16 protein-coding genes and 1 other RNA gene are annotated in these 19,384 nt (G+C 73.5%); 4 read left to right on the top strand and 13 right to left on the bottom strand.

Annotation, left to right across the window (positions count from 1 at the left end; all coding sequences use genetic code 11):
* Window positions 1-113: 113 nt before the first annotated feature.
* From CG747_RS27950 to CG747_RS27935, 4 genes are all read right to left on the bottom strand, one after another.
* Entirely contained in the window at window positions 114-395 is a 282-nt protein-coding gene (locus CG747_RS27950; RefSeq protein WP_004951951.1) for an HU family DNA-binding protein, read from the bottom strand.
* A gap of 245 nt (window positions 396-640) precedes the next feature.
* Window positions 641-2,074 (bottom strand): NAD-dependent malic enzyme, encoded by a 1,434-nt coding sequence (locus CG747_RS27945; protein ID WP_100604613.1) that lies wholly within the window; start codon window positions 2,072-2,074, stop codon window positions 641-643.
* A 499-nt stretch (window positions 2,075-2,573) separates the two neighbouring features.
* Window positions 2,574-5,006, bottom strand: coding sequence for a UvrD-helicase domain-containing protein (locus CG747_RS27940; protein WP_100604612.1), 2,433 nt, complete (start codon window positions 5,004-5,006; stop codon window positions 2,574-2,576).
* A 148-nt stretch (window positions 5,007-5,154) separates the two neighbouring features.
* Window positions 5,155-5,739 (bottom strand): ABATE domain-containing protein, encoded by a 585-nt coding sequence (locus CG747_RS27935; RefSeq protein ID WP_100604611.1) that lies wholly within the window; start codon window positions 5,737-5,739, stop codon window positions 5,155-5,157.
* A gap of 383 nt (window positions 5,740-6,122) precedes the next feature.
* Here CG747_RS27935 and CG747_RS27930 point away from each other — a divergent pair, with 383 nt between their 5' ends.
* Window positions 6,123-6,896, top strand: a complete 774-nt coding sequence (locus CG747_RS27930; RefSeq protein ID WP_100604610.1) for a class I SAM-dependent methyltransferase — start codon at window positions 6,123-6,125, stop codon at window positions 6,894-6,896.
* 120 nt (window positions 6,897-7,016) lie between these two features.
* Here CG747_RS27930 and CG747_RS27925 read toward each other — a convergent pair whose 3' ends face one another.
* Window positions 7,017-8,198: a uroporphyrinogen-III synthase gene (locus CG747_RS27925; RefSeq protein WP_100604714.1), complete on the bottom strand. Its 1,182-nt coding sequence runs from the start codon at window positions 8,196-8,198 to the stop codon at window positions 7,017-7,019.
* A 199-nt stretch (window positions 8,199-8,397) separates the two neighbouring features.
* Window positions 8,398-9,810 carry a NarK/NasA family nitrate transporter gene (locus CG747_RS27920; protein ID WP_100604609.1) on the bottom strand — a complete coding sequence of 471 codons (1,413 nt, stop codon included), beginning with the start codon at window positions 9,808-9,810 and terminating at the stop codon, window positions 8,398-8,400.
* 603 nt (window positions 9,811-10,413) lie between these two features.
* On the opposite strand from CG747_RS27920, the gene CG747_RS27915 reads away from it, so the two are divergent.
* Window positions 10,414-12,318: an asparagine synthase-related protein gene (locus CG747_RS27915; protein WP_257980792.1), complete on the top strand. Its 1,905-nt coding sequence runs from the start codon at window positions 10,414-10,416 to the stop codon at window positions 12,316-12,318.
* A gap of 60 nt (window positions 12,319-12,378) precedes the next feature.
* Here CG747_RS27915 and CG747_RS27910 read toward each other — a convergent pair whose 3' ends face one another.
* Window positions 12,379-12,915: a DUF4232 domain-containing protein gene (locus tag CG747_RS27910; protein WP_257980791.1), complete on the bottom strand. Its 537-nt coding sequence runs from the start codon at window positions 12,913-12,915 to the stop codon at window positions 12,379-12,381.
* 186 nt (window positions 12,916-13,101) lie between these two features.
* Complete coding sequence (locus tag CG747_RS27905; protein WP_100604712.1) at window positions 13,102-14,094, bottom strand: LysR family transcriptional regulator; 993 nt, start codon at window positions 14,092-14,094, stop codon at window positions 13,102-13,104.
* Window positions 14,095-14,494: 400 nt separating this feature from the next.
* Here CG747_RS27905 and CG747_RS27900 point away from each other — a divergent pair, with 400 nt between their 5' ends.
* Window positions 14,495-14,833 carry a hypothetical protein gene (locus CG747_RS27900; protein WP_374701824.1) on the top strand — a complete coding sequence of 113 codons (339 nt, stop codon included), beginning with the start codon at window positions 14,495-14,497 and terminating at the stop codon, window positions 14,831-14,833.
* A 111-nt stretch (window positions 14,834-14,944) separates the two neighbouring features.
* On the opposite strand, the gene ssrA is transcribed toward CG747_RS27900, so the two are convergent.
* From ssrA to ftsE, 5 genes are all read right to left on the bottom strand, one after another.
* Window positions 14,945-15,315, bottom strand: a transfer-messenger RNA (tmRNA) gene (gene ssrA / locus CG747_RS27895).
* A 125-nt stretch (window positions 15,316-15,440) separates the two neighbouring features.
* Entirely contained in the window at window positions 15,441-15,941 is a 501-nt protein-coding gene (gene smpB / locus CG747_RS27890) for an SsrA-binding protein SmpB (RefSeq protein WP_100604608.1), read from the bottom strand.
* 18 nt (window positions 15,942-15,959) lie between these two features.
* Window positions 15,960-17,147 carry a S41 family peptidase gene (locus CG747_RS27885; protein ID WP_100604607.1) on the bottom strand — a complete coding sequence of 396 codons (1,188 nt, stop codon included), beginning with the start codon at window positions 17,145-17,147 and terminating at the stop codon, window positions 15,960-15,962.
* Window positions 17,148-17,214: 67 nt separating this feature from the next.
* Window positions 17,215-18,126 (bottom strand): permease-like cell division protein FtsX, encoded by a 912-nt coding sequence (gene ftsX, locus CG747_RS27880; protein ID WP_100604606.1) that lies wholly within the window; start codon window positions 18,124-18,126, stop codon window positions 17,215-17,217.
* A gap of 9 nt (window positions 18,127-18,135) precedes the next feature.
* Window positions 18,136-18,825 (bottom strand): cell division ATP-binding protein FtsE, encoded by a 690-nt coding sequence (ftsE, locus tag CG747_RS27875; RefSeq protein ID WP_100604605.1) that lies wholly within the window; start codon window positions 18,823-18,825, stop codon window positions 18,136-18,138.
* A gap of 295 nt (window positions 18,826-19,120) precedes the next feature.
* Between ftsE and CG747_RS27870 the strand changes: the two genes are divergently transcribed.
* The gene (locus tag CG747_RS27870; protein ID WP_100604604.1) at window positions 19,121-19,312 is read left to right on the top strand and encodes a hypothetical protein; all 192 of its coding nucleotides are present in this window, start codon (window positions 19,121-19,123) and stop codon (window positions 19,310-19,312) included.
* Window positions 19,313-19,384 lie beyond the last annotated feature (72 nt).

Genomic DNA, 19,384 nt, shown 5'->3' with positions numbered 1-19,384 from the left:
GAGCCCCGGCCCGACCAGGGCCTTCCAAGGCCCCTGAGCACCGCACAGACGGGCATACGCGAAGGCGGCCACCCCCGGGAGGGGTGGCCGCCTTCGGTGCCGTCGGAAGGGCCTTACTTGCCCTTGGCGGCTTCCTTGAGCTTGGAGCCCGCGGAGACCTTCACGCTGTAGCCGGCCGCGATCTGGATCGGCTCACCGGTCTGCGGGTTCCGGGCGGTGCGAGCGGCACGGTGGGTGCGCTCGAAGGTCAGGAAGCCGGGGATGGTGACCTTCTCGTCGCCCTTGGCGACGACCTCGCCGACGGTCTCGGCGAGCGCGGCCAGAACGGCGTCGGCGTCCTTGCGGGTCACCTCGGCGCGATCGGCCAGAGCGGCCACCAGCTCACTGCGGTTCATGTATGTACTCCCGTGTTCTTCTTGCCAATGCGGCGTGAGATCGAAGCCGATGCTGCCAGGGCCCTCGGACGGCCCACCGAACCGGGTCCGTCCTTCAGCTCCCTCGCGCCTGAGGTCCCCCTGGACAATGTCCTTGGGAGAGCATCCTGCCCCCACCTGCGGCGGTAAAGCCAATCCGGCACCCTGGAGGGTCACTCGACACCCTATGGGGGGCCTGCTGAGGGCGAGTCCCGCGACGCGCCGTCTCAGAGCTCCGTGGCAGCCGTCACAGCCTCGCCCGCGGCCTTCGCCGCGTCGCGCACCGCGCCGGCCACCGCGCCCGCGACCTTCTCGTTGAAGACGCTGGGGATGATGTAGTTCGCGTTGAGCTCGTCGTCCAGCACGACGTCGGCGAGAGCGCGGGCCGCAGCCAGCATCATCTCGGTGTTCACCGTACGCGAGGCGGCGTCGAGCAGGCCGCGGAAGACGCCGGGGAACACCAGGACGTTGTTGATCTGGTTGGGGAAGTCGGAGCGGCCGGTGGCGACCACGGCGGCGGTCTGCCGGGCGACGGCCGGGTCGACCTCGGGGTCCGGGTTGGCGAGTGCGAACACGATCGCGCCGTCGGCCATCTGGGCCACGTCGTCGCCGTCGAGGACGTTGGGGGCCGAGACGCCGATGAAGACGTCGGCGCCGACCGCGGCCTCCTTGAGGGTGCCGGTGACGCCCTCGGGGTTGGTGTTGTCGGCGATCCAGCGCAGCGCCGAGTCGGGGTCGGCGTCGACCAGGTCGGGGCGGCCGGCGTGGACCACGCCGTGGATGTCGGCGACCACGGCGTGGTGGACGCCGGCGGCCAGCAGCAGCTTGAGGATGGCGGTACCGGCCGCGCCGGCGCCGGACATCACGACCCGGACGTCCTCGATCTTCTTGCCGACCACCCGCAGCGCGTTGGTGAGCGCGGCGAGCACCACGATGGCGGTGCCGTGCTGGTCGTCGTGGAAGACCGGGATGTCCAGGGCCTCGCGCAGCCGGGCCTCGATCTCGAAGCAGCGGGGCGCGGAGATGTCCTCCAGGTTGATGCCCGCGAAGCCGGGGGCGATGGCCTTGACGATCTCGACGATCGCGTCGCTGTCCTGGGTGTCCAGGCAGATCGGCCAGGCGTCGATGCCGGCGAAGCGCTTGAAGAGGGCCGCCTTGCCCTCCATGACGGGCAGTGCGGCCTTGGGGCCGATGTTGCCGAGGCCGAGGACCGCGGAGCCGTCGGTGACCACCGCGACGCTGTTGCGCTTGATGGTGAGCCGGCGGGCGTCCTCGGGGTTGTCGGCGATCGCCTGGCAGACCCGGGCCACGCCGGGGGTGTAGACCATGGACAGGTCGTCGCGGTTCCGGATGGGGTGCTTGGACGACATCTCGATCTTGCCGCCGAGGTGCATCAGGAAGGTCCGGTCGGAGACCTTGCCGAGCGAGACGCCCTCGATGGTGCGCAGCTTGGAGACGATCTCCTGGGCGTGCGCGGTGGAGGTCGCGGCGATCGTGACGTCGATCCGGAGTTTTTCGTGGCCGGATGCGGTCACGTCGAGGCCGGTGACCGACCCGCCGGAGGACTCCACGGCCGTGGTGAGCTGGCTGACGGCGGTGCCGCTTGCGGGAACTTCCAGTCGCACCGTCATCGAATACGAGACGCTAGGCGCCGTTGCCATGGCCGACTTCCTCTGCTTTCCCTGGTTTGGCTCTAAGCGGCTCCGGGACTCAGGGGTGCCCGAGCCGGAGCGCGTTGTTCGATCGTCCCACCTACCAGCTGGTATACGGTAACCAGCTACAAATTTCGGAAAGACTCTTCCACCATACGAGAGTTGGTCCGCCGAGCGGAACCCCCCTCGGGCAACGCGAACCAGCCACGGCGCACCCGAGCACCTGCGCCGGGCGAAAACGACCGCGGGCGCCTCTCCCGAAGGAGAGGCGCCCGCGCCTTTGTGGCTTATGACACCGACCCGCCATGCTCGCCTCGCGGCAAGTGGTCGCTCGTAGCGACGATGGTTGGGCCCGGGGGCTTGGATCGAGCCGGTGCCGCCACCAAGGCTAACAAACCATCCCGGCAAGCGAATCCCGTCCCGCGCGACTGATTTCACAACCCCTCGGATGGCAGCACCGCCCCCGGTACGTGGTGCGCCCCGCGCGGGGGCGCACCGCGGCCGGGCCCTAGGGCCGCAGCAGGTCCGGTACGCCGTCGCCGTCCGGGTCGTCCGGGGCGGCGGAGAGCACGGTCAGCTGCTGGGTGGCGCGGGTCAGGGCGACGTAGAGCACCCGCAGACCGGCCGGGGACTCGTCGGCGATCTCGGCGGGCGAGACCACCAGGGTGGCGTCGTACTCCAGACCCTTGGCCTCCAGGGAGCCCAGCGCCACCACGCGGTCGCCGAGCCCGGCCAGCCAGGTGCGGGCCTGCGCGCGGCGGTGCATCGCGACCACGACGCCGACCGTGCCCTCGACCTCGGCCAGCAGCCGCTCGGCCTCGGCGACGGTGGCCCGGGCCAGCGCCTGGTCGGCGGCACCCTTGGCGCCGCCCGTGCCGTCCACGACGGCGAAGCGGGGTTCCAGACCGGTCGAGCGGACCGCCCTCGGTGCCGGGGAGCCGGGCATGGCCAGGGCCAGCACCTTGGACGCCAGCTCCGCGATCTCGGCCGGGTTGCGGTAGTTCACGGTGAGCGTGAAGCGGCGGCGGGGGCGGGTGCCGAGCGCCTCGTCGCGGGCCTCCGCGGCCTCGTCCGGGTCCGACCAGGAGGACTGCGCCGGGTCGCCGACCACGGTCCAGGTGGCGTGCCGGCCGCGGCGGCCGACCATCCGCCACTGCATCGGCGTCAGGTCCTGGGCCTCGTCGACGATGACGTGGGCGTAGTCGGTGCGCTCCTCCTCCAGCCGCTCCCGGCGGCTGCGGCCGGCCGAGAACCGGTCCGCGTACGTGGTCAGCTCCTCCAGGCCGGTCAGCTGGTCCAGCGGGTCGGCCGCGCGCGGGCGGGCCGGCCGGGCCGGGGCGCCCAGGATCTGCTGGAGCTCGTCCAGCAGCGCGATGTCGTGCACCGACAGCGGGCCCTGCCCGTCCTCGCCCGAGCGGCGCAGCGAGCGGGCGAGTTGACGGACCTCGCGGGGGTTGAGGAGGCGGCGCCCCCAGCGGCCGAGGCGGCGCTCGTCGGCCATCGCGGCGAGCACCCCGCGCGGGGTGAGCTCGGGCCACCAGGCGTCCAGGAACTCCTGGAACCCGGGCTCGGTGGTGAGGTCCTCGTCGAAGCCCTGGCGGGCCTCGGCGGCCAGCTCCGGGTCCGGGAAGCGGCGGGCGGCGCCGGACTTGGTCCACAGGGCGTCCAGGATCAGCCGGCGGGCGCGCGGGCGCAGCAGGTTGACCGGGGCGGTACCGCCCAGGGCGGACTGCCGGATGGCGCGCAGCTCGGCCTCGTCGAGTTCGAGCCGGCCGCCGAACGCGACGACCCGGAGGCGGGTCGGCGGGGCCGGGGCGTCCGCTCCCCCGGCGAGGTCCTCCAGGGACAGCTGGGCGTCCCCGGCGCTGCGGGCGCGCGGCGGCGCGGGCGTCTCCAGCGCCCCGCGGGCCGCCCGGCGCAGCAGCTTCAGCATCCGCGCCGAGCCCTTGACGCGGGAGACCGCCGGCGGGTCGTAGGCGGTCGCCTCGGCGCCGTCGACGAGCGAGCCCAGTGCCCGGATGGCGACCTGCCCCTCCTCGCCGAGGGACGGCAGTACGCCCTCGGTGTAGGCGACCAGCAGCGGGGTCGGGGAGACGATCAGGATGCCGCCGGCGTAGCGGCGGCGGTCCTGGTAGAGGAGGTAGGCGGCGCGGTGCAGGGCGACCGCGGTCTTGCCGGTGCCGGGACCGCCCTCGACCTCGGTGACGGAGGCGGCGGGGGCCCGGATCACCATGTCCTGCTCGGCCTGGATGGAGGCGACGATGTCCCGCATGGTGTGGCTGCGGGCCCGGCCCAGCGCGGCCATCAGCGCGCCGTCGCCGACCGCCGGCAGCTCCGCGCCGTCCAGCGTCGCGGTCACCTCCGGGCGCATCAGGTCGTCCTCGACGCCCAGCACCCTGCGGCCCTTGGAGCGGATCACCCGGCGGCGGACGACCCGGCCGGGGGCGACCGGGGTGGCGCGGTAGAAGGGCGCGGCGGCCGGCGCCCGCCAGTCGATGACCAGCGGCGAGTAGTCCGCGTCCAGCACCCCGAGGCGGCCGATGTGCAGCGTCTCGGCGATAGCGGCGCGGCCGTCGCTGATCACGCCGTCGGCGGGCTCGACGGAGGTGTACGCGCCGTCCGGCCCCTTCTTCCCGTCCTTGCCCAGGAGCAGGTCGATCCGGCCGAAGAGGAAGTCCTCGTACTCGGAGTTGAGGCGGTGGAGATGGACGCCGGCCTGGAACACCTGGGCGTCGCGTTCCGCGAGCGCGCCGGGCGTGCCGACCTGGCCGCGCTTGGCGGCGTCGTCCATCAGGAACTCGGCCTCGTGGATCTTCTCCTCGAGGCGCCGGTAGACGCGGTCGAGATGTGCCTGCTCGGCCTCGATCTCGCGGTCCCGGACGGAATCCGACGCGTGGTCCGGTGCGTGGTCCGGTGCGTGCGTGGCGTTGTGCGCGGCCACCCAGGCCCCCTTCTGCTGTGCGTAGGGCAGCCGTCAACCGTACGCGAACCCGGCACCGTGCGCACCTGGAGGTACGGACAAAGACGGACGTTGCCGGTCGGGTGTTGCCTCAGGACGCTCAGGGCGTGTTTCGGTCACACGGGTCCGGTCACGGGGTCCGACCGATCCGGCGCCGGTGCCGGGCCACCCGGGCGCGGTTGCCGCAGACCTCGCTGGAGCACCAGCGGCGGCGCCGGCCGCGCGAGGTGTCCAGGTAGACCAGCGCACAGCCGTCGCCGGCGCACTGGCGCAACTGCCCGCGGACCGCGGGGTCGGTGAGCAGCGCGACGGCGTCCCGGGCCACCGCCGCCAGCAGCCCGGCGCAGTCGGGCGGGTCGGGCAGGACGCCGGCCAGCGCGCCGTCCGGGCCACGGACGGCCCGTACCGCGGGCGGCGGGGCGGCCCCGGCCGCGGCGTTCAGCAGCGCGAGGTCGGACGCGGCGGCCCGGCCGAGCAGTTCGGCGCGGACGATCCGGGCCAGCAGGTCGCGCAGCGCCCGGAAGCGGGCGACCCAGCGGGCGTCGACGGCGTCGAGCGGGGCGCCGGGCGGCACCACGCCCGCACCGGCCAGCCAGGCGGCCAGCGGCGCGGGGCCGGTGAGCCGGTCGGCGGCGGCCGGGGCGCCGGCGGCGGTGGCCACCAGGTCCAGGCAGATCCGCCCGCAGTCGAACCGGAGGTCGTAGGGGGCTGCCATCTGCCGGTCACTCCTCGGGAACGGGCACGGGGAACAGGGAACGGGGGAACAGCGGAACAGGGGAACCCAGGGAAGGGGGCGGAGGGGGCGTACGGGAGCGTTCCCAGGGTGCCCGGCCGCGCCGCCCGCCGGAACCCCGCGGGCGGGGCGGCGCCCGAACCCGTGGCAGGCGGCGGCGCGCGAGGGCGCGCGGAAACCGCAGCGGCGCCCTCCGCGGACCCCCCGTCCAGGCGGCCCACCTGCCCCTCCACCTGGACTCTCCGCCTGGACAGCCCAAGCGGACCGCTCACATGGACAGCCCGTCTAGACAATCCGTCTAGACAATCCGTGTAGACCATCCGTGTAGACACGTCGCGTATACATGTGTTGTATAGTCCGGCGACATGTCCTCTCCGCTGCTCAAGAACCGCGCCAGCCTGACCCACAAGCTCGGCTACGCGGTCCGCAATCCGGCCCGGATCGCCCCCTACGTCAAGCGCACCGCCCGCGACACCTGGCTGCGCCTCAAGCACCCCGACCACGTCGCGTACTACCGCGCGGTGATGGCCTCGGACACCGGCCGCAACCCGGAGGCCGCGGTCGGCAGCCGCAGCCACGAACGCTGGCTGGCGCTGGGCGAGATGCAGTTCGACTACCTCATGGAGCACGGACTGAAGCCCGAGCACCGGATGCTGGACATCGGCTGCGGCAACCTGCGTGCCGGCTGGCGCTTCATCGCCCACCTGGACGCCGGCAACTACTACGGCATCGACATCTCGCCGGACATCCTGATAGCCGCCAAGCGGACCCTGACGACCTACGAACTCCAGGACAAACTCCCGCACCTGACGATCACTCAGGACCTGAAGCTGGAGTTCCTGCCGTCCGCGCACTTCGACGTCGTCCACGCGCACAGCGTCTTCTCGCACTCGCCGATCAACGTCATCGACGAGTGCCTGGCGCACGTCGGCCGGATCCTGACCCCGGGCGGGTTCTTCGACTTCACCTTCGACCGCACCGAGGGCGCCGAACACCAGGTGCTGCGCGAGGACTTCTACTACCGGACCGAGACCCTGCTGCGGCTGGCCCGCAAGCACGGGCTGGAGGCGCGGTTCATGGAGGACTGGGAGACCCGCCCGCACGGCCAGTCCAAGATCCGGGTGAGCAACCCGGCCTGAGGACGCCGGGCGGGGCCGCGCGGACGCGCCCCGGGGCCCGTCCGGTGGAGCACGGCCGGGCCCGCCCCCGGCCCACCGGACCGGCCCGGGCCCATACGGCCGCGACCCACCGGACCGGCCCTAGTGGTCGCCGTACTTGTCGGTGTCCACCGGTGCGTCCAGCGCCAGCCGGTAGCCGCGTTTGACCACCGTCTGGATCAGCCGCGGCTCCCCCAGGGCCGTCCGCAGCCGCGCCATCGCGGTCTCCACCGCGTGCTCGTCCCGGCCGGTGCCCGGCAGCACCCGGAGCAGTTCGGCGCGGGCCACCACCCAGCCGGGGCGGCGGACCAGGGCGCGCAGCAGCGCCATCCCGGCGGGCGGCACCGGGCGCAGCTCGCCGTCCACCACGGCGGCCCGGCCGCGGATCTCCAGCCGCCGCCCGGCGACCGGCAACGGCGGTACCCGGCCGGGGAGTTCCCGGCACAGCAGCTGCACCAGCGGCCCCAGCCGGAACCGCTCCGGCTGCCGGGTGGGCACGTCCAGCGCCTCCAGCGGAAGCGCGGTCACCGGCCCCACGCACGCCACCAGCACGTCCTGCCGCAGCGCGGCCAGCAGCTCCGGCTGGATGCCGCGCTCGGCGGCCCGGCGCAGCAGCGACGCGGCGGCCGGGGCGCTGGTGAACGTCACCGCGTCCACGCCGCGCGCCAGGACCGCGTCCAGCAGCCGGTCCACCGGCCCGAGGTCGGCCGGCGGCATCCACCGGTACACCGGCACCCCGACCACCTCCGCACCACCGGCCCGCAGCGCCTCGACGAACCCCGGCAGCGGCTCCCCGTGCAGCTGGAGGGCGATCCGCCGCCCGGCGACGCCCTCCGCCAGCAACCGGTCGAGCACCTCGGCCATCGACTCCGAGGCCGGCGACCACTTCTCGGTCAGCCCGGCGGCCCGGATCGCGCCGCGCACCTTCGGGCCGCGGGCCAGCAGCTCCACCCCGGCCAGCCGGCCCAGCAGCGCCTCGCCCAGCCCCCAGCCCTCCGCCGCCTCGATCCAGCCGCGGAACCCGATGGCGGTGGTCGCCACCACCACGTCCGGCGGATCGTCGGCCAGTGCGCGGGTGACGGCGAGCAGTTCGGCGTCGTCCGGCAGCGGCACGATGCGCAGCGCCGGGGCGTGCACCACCTGGGCGCCGCGGCGCTCCAGCAGCGCGCCCAACTCCTCAGCCCGGCGGGCCGCGGTCACCCCGACGGTGAAGCCGTCCAACGGGCGCACCGCCCGCTCCGGCCCGGCGGGCTCCTGCCCGGCCGCCTCCTGCTGATCGTGCATCGGTCCGTCCCGCTCCGCCCGAGTGGTCTGCTGCGCCGTGCGTCCCGGTGCCGCCGGGCGCTCCCGTCCGTCGTACGCCCGGGTGTCGCCGCGGTTCCGGCGCACCCGCGCAAGGTGTCGAGCCTGCCAACGGCACATGACAGACCCGGTGCGCCAGTATTTCCCTCCTGTTACGGCCGCGCCTCCTGGGGCGCGGTTTTCAGACGTCGGCGTACACGGGGCGGCGCGCCGCCCCGTCCGCGTCCGCGGCGGCCGGCCCGCGCTCCGGGCGGCGCAGGTACACCGCCCGGGTGACCACCCCGCACACCACGTAGAACGCCAGGAACGCGGCGAACGCCGGCACCCCGGAGCCGGTGGCGGCGAACGCCTCCCGGAAGGCGAGGTTGATGCCCAGCCCGCCGAGCGCGCCCACCGCCCCGATCAGCCCCATCGCGGCCCCCGAGAGCCGCCGCCCGGACGCCGCGGCCGCCTCACCGGTCAGCCCCCGGCGGTGCGCCCGGGCCAGGAAGATGCCCGGGATCATCTTGTACGCGGCGCCGTTGCCCAGGCCGGTCAGCAGGAACAGCGCGGTGAACCCGACGAGGAAGAGCGGCAGGGAGCGCACCGCCGAGGCGGCCAGCACCACCCCGGTGGCCAGGCCCATCGCCGCGAAGTTGCCCAGGACGATCCGCGCGCCGCCGTACCGGTCCGCCAGCCAGCCGCCGGCCGGCCGGGCCAGCGACCCCAGCAGCGGCCCGATGAAGGTCAGCGACGCCGCCTGGAGGGGCGTCCGGGCGAACTGGCTCTGCAGGACGAGCCCGAAGGCGAAGCTGTAGCCGATGAACGACCCGAAAGTCCCGACGTAGAGCAGCGCCATCACCCAGGTGTGCCGGTCCCGGGCCGCCTCGACGGCCGCGCCGGTGTCGTTGGCCACCGGCGCGAGGTTGTCCATGCGCAGCGCGGCCAGCAGCGCCGCGAGCACGATCAGCGGCAGGTACACGGCGAGCACGAGCCGCGGCCGGGCCGCCCCCGCCGTGCCGATGACCAGCAGCCCCAGCAGTTGGACCACCGGCACCCCGAGGTTGCCGCCGCCGGCGTTCAGCCCCAGCGCCCAGCCCTTCTTCCGCAGCGGATAGAAGGAGTTGATGTTGGTCATCGACGAGGCGAAGTTCCCGCCGCCGACCCCGGCCAGCGCGGCGACCGCCAGGAACTCCCCGTACGACGTCCCCGGCCTCATCGCCACCGCCGCCGCGACCGCCGGCACCACCAGCAGCAGCGCGCTGAAGACCGTCCAGTTGCGCCCGCCGAACCGCGCCACCGCAAAGGTGTACGGCACCCGCAGCACCGCCCCCACCAGCGTCGGCACCGCCACCAGGAAGAACTTCCCGGCCGGGTCGATCTCGTACTCCGGGCCCATGAACAGCACCAGCACCGACCACAGGCTCCACACCGAGAAGCCGATGTGCTCGGTCAGCACCGAGAAGACCAGATTGCGCCGGGCGATGCGCTCCCCGGACTCCCGCCAGAACACCTCGTCCTCAGGGTCCCAGCGCTCGATCCAGCGCCGCCCCTTCCTGGGCCGGCCACCCGCAGTCCGGGTGCCGGCGGTCTCCGTCGCGGTCTCGGCCGTCATCGCGCCTCCCAAGGGTCGGTTCGGTCCGCGGACCGGTTCCGTCCTCGACGCTAGGGACGACGGGTTACCTCCCTGTGGCAGCACGTGACCAGCGCGAAACCTTGCGCTCACGCGGTGCGGATGCATGCGGTGAGCCACCGCGGCACACCGCGGCGTACGGAGCGGGGGCGGTGCGCCGCCGTGCACCACGCGCCCCCGCGTTCACCCGAACGGGGTAATGGCATGTGCCGCGGACACTGCCAGCCTTTTCCTCCGACGCACGGAGTGACCAGCCCGCCACGTTCCGTCGCCGACGCGGAGGCGCCTCCCGTCCGGCGGCGGCCGTTCGCCCCTGCCAGGGCGCCACACCCACCCCCGCAGGGATGCCGGGCACCTCGGACACCGGAAGGAAAGGGATGCGATGCACCGATCACCGCAGCGGATCACCGCAGCGGATCACCGGCGGACGGTACAGCTCCTGACATCCCCCCGCCGCCGCGCGATCACCCTGCCGGGGCGCCTCCCCGCCCCGGCACCACCGAGGCCGGTCCGGCCGGTCGCGGCCGGACGGCCCCGGCCTCCGTCCGCCCTCCCCCAGCCCCGAGGCCAAGGAGCGGTAACCCCGTGGACTTCCTGGTGTTCCCCGACCACCCCGCCGCCGACCGGCTCGCCGCCTGCCTGCCCCGCACCCGGGCCACCCGTACCGTCCCCCACCTCTCCGGCCGCCCCTGGATCGTCGGGCACTGGCAGCGCGAGGAGCTGGTCACCGCGCGGGTCGGCCCGCGCTGCGCGGTGCTGCTCGGCACGACCTCGGCCACCCCGGGCGCACTGGCCCGGCTGCTGCGCCGGCTGCGCGGCCTCGACGACCTCGCCGAGCTCCGCCAGGAACTCCCCGGCAGCTTCTTCCTGCTGGCCTACATGGGCGCCGAGGTCCGCGCCCAGGGCAGCCTCTCCGCCGTCCGCCAACTGCACCGCACCGACCTCGCCGGGCTGACCGTGCTGGGCAGCCGCCCGCAGGACCTGGCCGCACTGGCCCGCCCGGCGGCCGCCGCCGGCCTGCCCGGCGCCCCGCGGACCGGCACGGTCGACGAGGAGGCGCTGGCCACCCGCCTGCTCGCGCCCGGCGCCCCGCTGCCGCTGACGCTGCGCACCCCCTGGCACGCGGTGCACGCCGTACCGCCCGGCCACTGCGCCACCCACGACCCGGCCGGCCGCTACCGCGAGGACCGCTGGTGGCACCCGCCGGAGCCGGACCTCCCGCTTCCGGACGCCGCCGAGGCGGTGCGGGAGGCCCTCAGCGCGGCCGTGCACGCCCGGACGCACCGGGCCACCCTCAGCGCCGACCTCTCCGGCGGCCTGGACTCCACCAGCCTGTGCTTCCTGGCCGCTCGCGACGGGACCGAGCTGATCACCACCGCCTGGGAGGGCCGCGACCCGGCCGACGACGACCCCCTGTGGAGCGCCCACAGCGCCTACCGTCTCAGCCAGGTCCGCCACGAGGGCCGCCACCTCTCCCTCCCGTACACCGACGCCCCCACCTGGTACACCCCACCCGCACAGCCCGCACATACCGACCCCGCCGGGCCGCTGGCCGCCGTCCGGGAGGCCGCCCGGCTGATCCACCAGGCGCGGCTGGTCGCGAAGTTCGGCTCCCGGATGCACCTGGCCGGGATCGGCGGCGACGAGCTGTTCGCGCTCCGGCCGGTGGCGCTCAACTCCCTGGCCCGCGGCGACCTCCGCGAGGCCCTCCGGCTGGCCCGCCGGGCCCGGCGGCTCGCCCCCTGGACGCTGCCGGCCACCGCGCGCACCCTGCTCGGCGGCCGCTGCTACCCCCGGTGGCTGGCCGCCGGCGCCGACCGGATCGCCCCCGGCGCCCGCCGCCGGCCCGGCGGGACGGACTGGGAGGAGCTCCCGGCGATGCCGCCCTGGGCGCATCCGGACGCGGTCGCCACGGTCCGCCGGCTGCTGCGCGCGGCCGCCGCCGCGGCACCGGAGCCGTTCGACCCGCTGCGCGCGCAGCACGAGTTGGCCGCCGCCGCGGTCCGGGCCGGCGAGCGGGTGCGCGGCGTCGACGCGCTGACCTCGGCGCACGGCGTGGCGTACGAGGCGCCGTTCCTGGACGACGCGGTGATCGAGGCGGCGCTGGCGGTCCGGCTCGCGGACCGGGTGCCGGGCGGCGGTGGCAAACCGGTGCTGGTCGCGGCGATGCGCGGCACCGTGCCCGGCCCGGTCCTGGGCCGCGGCGGACGGCGCGTGCACAGCGCGGAGCTGCATGCCGGGCTGCGCCGGAACCGCCGGGCGCTGGCCGCGCTGTGCGAGGACTCCCGGCTGGCGGCGCTGGGCCTGATCCGCCCGGAGGCGCTGCGTCCGGTCCTGACGTCGCTGCAACCGGACACCGGCGCGCTGCGACCGCTGGCCCCGACCCTGGCCGCCGAGTTCTGGTTACGGGCCCGGCCGGGCCCGCCGGCACGGAGCACCGTCCCGGGGCCCGGCGCCCGGATGCCCGCCCCGACCGGCGAGGGCGGCTGACCCGCGCCCGGCGGAATCCGCCGGACGGCCGATCGGGCGGCCGGTTCCGGCCGGACGTCGTCAGCCGGCGGGTGCGACGGGCGGACCCATCCAGATGGTCTGCTCGCAGATGTTCATCCGGGTCTTCTTGCCCTTCTCGTCCCGGACCTTTATCGCCTTCTGGTGGTGGTCGCGGGGCGCGCCGACCACCGCCTCGTCATTGCTGACCAGGCAGTCGGCGGGCGTCATACCGGGCCCGTGGTCCTTGTAGCGCAGGCTGGTCGTCACCGTGCCCCCGCGCGCAAGGTCTATCGGCATGGTGCGGCCCTGCCCCTTGCCGTCCGACTCCGGCCCCTTGCCGACGTGGACCGCGAACGTGGGGAAGCCGTCGAAGACGCACGGCTGCGAGCCCTTGTTCACGACCGAGAGCCGCGCCTCCCGATGGGTGCTGCGCGGCGCCTCCTTGAGGACGGTGACCTTCCAGCTCAGGCCCTTGGTCTTGCAGTAGCCGTGCAGTGCCGCCATCCGCCCCGAGCCGCAGCCGGCCAGGCCCAGCCCGGCGGTGACGGTCAAGGCGAGTGCGGCCATCGTCGTCGCGAGCACGGAACGTCGCTGCACGACTCCCCCCTGTTCCATCCACTAGTCCTGTTCGCACACATCGTTCGCACGCGATGTCCTTCCGTAAGGAAGGAATTTCAGTGCCGTTGGTTGCCTGTACGCGGGTACGGATATGCGTCCCGTAAAGAGACATCGATCACGTCGCGGTCGCGGGCGGCTCCTCGCCGCCGGGCACCCGGCGGGATCCTACGGCCCCTCAGCGCCCGCCGCGGACACGTCCATCGCCGCGGCGTCCGCCGCCGGCAGCCACCAGCCGTCGCCGGGGAGCGTCAACCAGCCCTCCCGGGCGCCCAGTTCCCGGGCCGCGGCGCGCAGCGCGTCCAGCCCGGGATGCCGCAGCCCCCGCCGCCACACCATCCCCACCGGCGACAACGGCACCGGATCCACCACCGGCCGCAGCACCATCCCCGGCACCTCGATGAACTCCGTACTCGCCAGCACCGACCAGCCGCGCTTGCGCACCACCCGGACGAACTCCTCCGCCCCCTCGATCTCCGGGAACGGCTCCGCCATCGCGATCCCCCGCCCCGCGAAGAGCCGCGCCGCCAGATCCGTCCACTCCGCGGTGTGCGGGTTCCCGGCGGCCGCGTAGAGGGTCTCGCCGGCCAGCCGGCCCAACGGCACGGCGGCCGCACCGGCCAGCGGATGATCCGCGCGCAGCAGCACCGCCATCGGCTCCAACCTGACCGGCCGGTGGACCAGCCCGGTCCGGGCCGGGCCCGGCAGCCCCGCGAACCGCCCGAAGGAGACGTCCAGCCGCCCGGCCGCCAACGCCGCGGCGGCACCGGTCAGCCCGCTGTGGAACCGCGCGACCAGTTCGCAGCTGTCCGGCACCCGCCGCCGGGCCTCCTCCAGCACCCGGTACGCGGTCCCGACCGGCGCTCCCACGTCCACCACCAGCGGCCGCGCGGGCTCCGCCCGGAAGGCCGCCGCCAACTCCTCGTGGGCCGCCAACACCCGCCGCGCGTACGGCAGCAGCCGCTCGCCCTCCGCGGTCAGCGCCACCTGCCGGGTGTTCCGGACGAACAGCTGGGCCCCCAACTCCCGCTCCAGCCGCCGGACATCGCGGCTGAGCGCCTGCTGGGCGACGTAGAGCCGGGCGGCGGCCCGGGTGAAGTGCAGCTCTTCGGCGACGGCGGTGAACGCCCGCAGCAGCCGGGGGTCGATGGCGTACGGCACGGCCCCATCCTCACACCGGGCACCGGCCCCGCACACCGGGTTCCGGCAGCTCGGACGCCCCCGCCCGGACACTCACCGCACCACTGCGTCAATCGCCCCGTCCAGGTGTTGGACGGCCACCGGGCCGCACCGCGACCGTGGCGGACATGATCCTCCTGCTGGCCGCCCGCCCCGTGACGCCCCGGACCGCACACCCCCGCCCCGCCCGCCGGCGCTCCCCGTACGCCCGGATCTTCACCGCCCCCGGCACCCGCGCCTTCGCGGCCGCGGGCCTCCTTGCCCGGCGGCCGGCGCGCTGCTCGCCCTCCAGGCCGCCGGGTCCGGCGCGACCGGACTGCTGCTCGGCCTGCTGCCGGCGGCGGCCCGCCCCGCCCGGCGCTTCCTGGGCTGCGTCGCCGCGATGGCCGCCCTGCTGACCCTGCCGCCGGCGGCCGCCGCCACGGGCGCGCCGGTGCTGCTCGCCGCCGCCCTGCTGACGGCCGGTACGGCCACCGCCCCGGTCATGGTCACCGGCATGGGCCTGGTCCAGTCCCGCACTCCGGCGGGCCGGCTGAACGAGGGGACGACGCTGGCGGTGACCGCACTACTGACCGGCATCGCGGCCGGCTCCGCGACCGGCGGCTGGGCCGCGGAACACCTGCCGTCGTCCGCCGCCGGGTACGCCGTACCGGCCGCGGCGGCGGCCCTGGCCCTGGCGATCACCGCGGCGGCCGCGGCAGCCGCGGCCCGGCGGTCCTGACGGCCGTCCGACGGGCCGGAGGGACGGCACCGGACGGGCCGGACCCGGGCGGGAAAAACGAAAGCCCCGCCGTTCCGGTCCGGAACGGCGGGGCTCTCGATCACATGGGAATTGTGGAGATGGCGGGAATCGAACCCGCGTCCAACGGTGTGGAATCAGGGCTTCTCCGAGTGCAGTCCGCTTCGATTTTCTCGGCCCCGGAGATCACGCGGACAAGTCTCCGACGGGCTCAGTCACTGTTAGTTGTCCTTACTGCACCCCGTGACCGGGTTCAGAAGTGAAGTCCCCTAGCTGATGCCAGGATCCGGGTCGGGAACAGCCCCGGGCTGACACTTCGCAAGTCGCTACTTAGGCAGCGAGGGCGAAGGAATCGCGCTTGGTGTTGGCGATTATTGGTTTCGGCATATGGTTTACGAGATCATTGCCGCTTCCTCGACTCGCTTCCCCTGCTTCGACATCCGCTGTCGAAACCGATCATCCCCATGTTTTCTTTTCAAGGTGGTGCCACACCCTCGCGGGGTGTGACCCCATCGTACGTGACCAACGCACGAGGGTGCCAGCATATTCCCGGCGGCCGCTGCGAACCCCGGTCCGGCCGCCGGTGACGTCAGGCCCGCTGCCGGCGCCGGACCGCCGAGATCGCCCGGTCCGTCTCCCGCCGATCCTGCTGCTCGCGCAGCGTCTGCCGCTTGTCCCACTCCTTCTTGCCCTTGGCCAGTGCGATCTCGACCTTGGCCCGGCCGCCCTTGAAATACAGGGCCAGCGGCACGATCGTGTGACCCGAGTCCTGGGACTTGACCTCCAGCTTGTCGATCTCGGCGCGGTGCATCAGCAGCTTCCGCTTCCGCCGGGCACTGTGATTGGTCCAGGTGCCCTGCGCGTATTCCGGGATATGTACGTTGTGCAGCCACGCTTCGCCGCCGTCGATCTGGACAAATCCGTCCACGAGCGACGCCCGGCCCTGACGCAGCGACTTCACCTCGGTGCCGGTCAGCACCAGACCACACTCATAGGTGTCCAGAATGTGGTAGTCGTGCCGCGCCTTCTTGTGCTGCGCGACGAGCTTGCGCCCGTCGTCCTTCTCTTTGCCCTTGCCCTTGGTAGCCATAGTGCGGCCATTTTCGCACTACGTACCGGTGCCGAGGCCACTCAATACTGTCCGGGCCCGTTTCTCGGCATGGTCCTCGACGATCAGGTCCGGGGTGATGCCGGCGCCGTCCACCGCCCGGCCGGCCGGGGTCCGGTAATGGCCGACGGTCAGCTCCGCGACCGAACCGCCCGGGAGCTCGCTGGGCATCTGGATCGAGCCCTTGCCGAACGTCGGGGAGCCCACCACGACCGCCCGACCGCGGTCCTGGAGGGCCCCGGACAGCAGCTCGGCGGCGCTCATCGTGCCGCCGTCCACCAGCACCACCAGCGGAGTCCGGGTGTCGCCGGTGCCCTCGGCGTACAGGGCGCGCTGGCTGCCGTGCACGTCGTAGATGGCGACCAGGCCGCCGTCGAGGAAGACCGAGGCGGTGGCGACGGCCTCGGTCACCAGGCCGCCGGTGTTGCCGCGCAGGTCCAGCAGCAGGCCCTCGCGCGGGTCGGCGGTGCGCACCGCGCGGCGGACGGCGGCGCCGGTGCCCTTGGCGAACGCGGTGATCTTGATACGGGTCGGGCCGCCGCCGGCCGGGCGGTGCACGGTGACGTTCTCGGTGTGCAGGCGGGTGCGGCGCAGGGTCACGCTCCACTGGCGGGCACCGCGCCGGAGGTCCAGCCGGACGGGGGTGCCGGCGGCGGCGCCGGAGCCCCCAGGGCCGTCGCCGCGGAGCCGAGCGACGGTCTCGGTGACCGGTCGGCCCTGGGCGGGCCGGCCGTCGACGGCGTCGAGGCGGTCGCCGACGGCGATACCGGCGCGGGCGGCGGGGCCGCCGGGCTGCACCCGGGAGACCGTGATCCGGCCGCCGCCCTGCTGCCGCACCCACAGTCCGACGCCGACGTAGGTGCCGCCCAACTGGGCTTGGAAGTCCTCGAATTCGCCGGGGGTGTAGACCGCCGACCAGCGGTCGCCGCTGCGGCTGACGACGTCGGCGGCGGCCTGCGCACCGGACTTGCCGTCCGCGGTGGCCTGCGCCGCGGCCCGTTCGACGGACGCCCGGTCGGCGACCGCGCCCGTGGCGGGGCGGCTGCGGGCGGCGGGTTCCGCGACGTCCCCGGCCTGGTCCCAGGTCCCGGTGGCCGCGCCCGCGGCGAGCACCCCGGTGAGGAACAACGTCAGGGCCGCCCCGCGGCGGATGCGGCGGGGCCGGTCGTACGAACACGGGCCCGACATGCCGGTGAGTCTAGGCGACACAAAGGCGCCGTACGGTGAGTTGACCGTACGGCGCCCTTGGTGAAGCTCACACCTTGAGGTACTTGCGCAGCGCGAAGAACGCGGCGAGCGCGGGCATCAGCAGACCGATGAGGAGGACCAGCGGGAGCACCGCCAGGACCGAGTCCCAGCCGATGAAGTTGACCACCTGGATCTGCTTGGCCAACCACTGGTTGATCATGAAGTACTTGCCGCCGACGAGCAGGACGCAGGCGAACACGGCGCCGATGAGGCCGGCGATGGCGGCCTCCATGATGAACGGCATCTGGATGTAGAAGCTGGACGCGCCGACCAGCCGCATGATGCCGGTCTCCCGGCGGCGGCTGAAGGCGGAGACCCGCACGGTGTTGACGATCAGCATCAGCGCCACCACCAGCATCAGGCCCATGACGCCCAGGGCCGCGTACCGCATACCGTCCAGGAGACGGAACAGCGGCTCGACGGTGTCCCGTTGGTCCTGCACCTGCTCGACGCCGGGCCGTTCGGAGAACGCCGACTTGATGACGTCGAACTTCGTCGGGTCCTTGAGCTTGACCCGGAAGGACTCCGGCAGCTGGTCGGGCGTCACCAGCCCGGCCACCGGCGTGTCGCCGAACTGCTCCTTGTAGTGCTTGTACGCCTGGTCGCTGGTCTCGTGCTCCACGTTCTGCACCAGCGGCAGCCGGCGCAGCTCGGCCAGGATGTCGTTCTTCTGCTGCTCGGTCGCCGCGCCCTTGGCGCAGTTGGCGGCCGTCTCGGCGTCGTTCTTGTTGCAGAAGAAGATGGAGACGTTGACCTTGTCGTACCAGTAGCCCTTCATCGTGCTGACCTGGTCGCGCATCAGCAGTGAAGCGCCGAACAGGCCGAGCGAGAGGGCCACCGACACGATGACGGCGAAGGTCATCGTGAGATTTCGGCGGAGACCGACGCCGATCTCCGACAGGACGAACTGGGCGCGCATGGCGTCCTTTCAGTGCTGGTAGCCGTACACGCCGCGCGACTGGTCGCGTACGAGCCGGCCCTTCTCGAGTTCCATGACCCGCTTGCGCATCTGGTCGACGATCTGCTGGTCGTGGGTGGCCATGACCACCGTCGTCCCGGTGCGGTTGATCCGGTCCAGCAGCTTCATGATGCCGACGGAGGTCTGCGGGTCGAGGTTTCCGGTGGGCTCGTCGGCGATGAGCAGCAACGGGCGGTTGACGAAGGCCCGCGCGATGGCGACGCGCTGCTGCTCACCGCCGGACAGCTCGCCCGGCATGCGGTCCTCCTTGCCGCCGAGGCCGACGAGTTCGAGGACTTCGGGCACCGTCTTGCGGATCTGCCCGCGCGGTTTGCCGATCACTTCCAGGGCAAAGGCGACGTTCTGTCCCACCGTCTTGTTGGGGAGCAGCCGGAAGTCCTGGAAGACCGTCCCCACCTGGCGGCGCATCTGGGGCACCTTCCAGTTGGAGAGTTTGGCCAGGTCCTTCCCCAGTACGTGGACGGCGCCATGGCTGGCGCGCTCCTCGCGGAGGAGCAGTCGCAGGAAGGTGGACTTACCGGAGCCCGAGGAGCCCACCAGGAAGACGAACTCGCCACGCTCGATCTCCAGGGAGACGTCCCTGAGGGCGGGGCGGTTCTGCTTCGGGTAGGTCTTGGAGACGTTGTCGAATCGGATCACAGATGCACCACGGTCGACCTGGGTAGGGGCACGGGTTGCCGGTCACGGCTCCCGTCGGTGAGCGTGACCCTACGCGAAGCTCGGGTGGGGGCGAAGCCGTCGCGGGGGGTTGGTGGGTTTCTTCACGGCGCCTATGGGACAAAACGCGCACAATTCCAGCCGGATGGGAGGGAGGGATTCCGCGCGGACGGGAGGCGGCGACCCGTGGGGCGCGCCGTACGACGACGGAGCTGGCACAGTGGTAAGGGAACCGACGCGCCTCCCGGTGCGTTGGTGCAGTGAGTAAGGAGGTCGCATGACGTACGACCGATTGGTGTGCGCCAATTGCGCGGCCCCTGTGAGCGAGGGCCGCTGCCCCGTGTGCCGGGCCAGCAGGGAACGACTCCAGCAGCAAGCAGGCATTTTCGGCCAGCTCAATCCCGTGGTGCTGGCGGCCCTGCTGATCGCGTTGATCGCGGTCGCGGTGCTGCTCCGCCAGGCCGTCTGAGGGCCCGCACCCGACCGCGGCGCCGCAGGGTGTCGGCGCCGTCGCGCAGTGTGTCCGAAGAGTGTGAAACCT

The organism is Streptomyces sp. CB02959 (genome assembly GCF_002803155.1).
GTDB lineage: Bacteria > Actinomycetota > Actinomycetes > Streptomycetales > Streptomycetaceae > Streptomyces.
The sequence above is the reverse complement of the archived record's forward strand: the minus strand, read 5'-3'. Positions and strand labels throughout refer to the sequence as shown.